This window comes from Sphingomonas parapaucimobilis NBRC 15100 (assembly GCF_000787715.1).
GTDB lineage: Bacteria > Pseudomonadota > Alphaproteobacteria > Sphingomonadales > Sphingomonadaceae > Sphingomonas > Sphingomonas parapaucimobilis.
The window spans coordinates 1-1,366 of record NZ_BBPI01000121.1 but is presented as its reverse complement, the minus strand read 5'-3'; the positions used below and the strand labels follow the sequence as shown (position 1 = coordinate 1,366).

Here is a 1,366-nt window from a genome sequence, read left to right as displayed (position 1 = left end):
CTCCAATAGCCGGACCTATTACGTTAGTTTTCAGGTCCTGCCAGCGAGGCAACTTGTTGTAAGGCACCCCAAATAAGGCGCGTATATCATCAAGCGAGAAGTATTCGCTTGTCACTCTACTTAGCCCAACCCTCTTTGACAGCAGCTCATACAACCTAAGTGAATAGCGTGACTGAAAGGCCATAACCGCTTTGCGAGATAGTACGGCCCAATGGTTGGAATTCTTAAGAGAGGCACGGAGGACAGGAGAAAGCTCATAGCGTATCTCACCGTCTTTTTCTTCGTCTCTCTCCACGTCGCTAAGCAACGACCCTATCTTGATAGCGGGCTTACCTTTGCTGTTGAGCACTTTAAGCTCTACGATCACGCCGAACATTTCTCTTACTATGTTCATCACTTCTTCTTTCGATAAGTGAAGATCATAGTTGAGCTTGCTCAACGCGATCCTGTGGACCTTTGGCAGTCCTGCATCAGCACCAGCAGCCCGTATCAAGGCGTGCAGTAGCTTGGCGGCGCTGAGGCTCAACGACGATCGGCCCGGCTGGAACCGCATGTCGAGGAGCTCGCCGGCAGCGACCAGATCATCGATCGAGTCTGATCGATCGGCGGTGACTTCGAGTGTCTTTCCCATGGTGAGGGAGACTGTCAGGAAGCGGCTCCCCGATCAACTACCTTTAAGCATGTTACATGCCTGTTTCCGATCAACGGGGAGACGGCTGGTTTTCGCCTCCCTTATAGACCCGGTATTCCTCCCTTTTCACCCGGTACAGCTCCCTTTTAACCCGGTACAGCTCCCTTTTAGCGGCCATTTTTGGCAGTTTTCTGCGGGTTTGCGCCCCCCTGAACTTAAGAACTTAAGAAGAAGAAGAGGGCTTGGCGTGGATTAGTGGGCTGGATCGAGGTCACGAACCCCTCACAGGGCACCGCCAAGGGCCATCTGGAGGATGCGCGGAGTGAGTGAGGGGGCTGTGGCTGTCGGGCGTCTACAGCCCCTGTGAGGTGGCTTCCCGAGGCTGTGACTGTCGGTATCCGTATTCTTCCCAAGCGGCGCTCCGCGCGGGCGGCTGCCGTCGACGCTCCGGCAGCTCACCCACGCGGAGCGAGGCTTAGCGAAGTTTGCCGGCTAGAGACCGTCCTAGGCTCTCCAGGGCGGCCGCGAGGTCCGAGGACGGCGCCTGGTCAACGATGTGCTCCACAGTGCCTGTACGCCTCGCTGCACGGCCTACGCTGGATCTATCCAGCTCACTGGACGCGTCCTTGCGAGCCTGTTTGTCTTTCTCACGCCATACGAGCTTGATCCCTACAACAGACCGACCAGACTTCACGGGATTATAGCTGACGGAAAGTCCTGTTAGGTGGCTCACTT

General features: G+C 55.9%; 1 protein-coding gene. It reads right to left on the bottom strand.

What is annotated here, in order from left to right:
• Positions 1–631 (bottom strand): replication initiation protein (locus SP5_RS18925; RefSeq protein ID WP_157013809.1); only part of this gene is annotated, 631 nt, incomplete at its 3' end.
• Positions 632–1,366 lie beyond the last annotated feature (735 nt).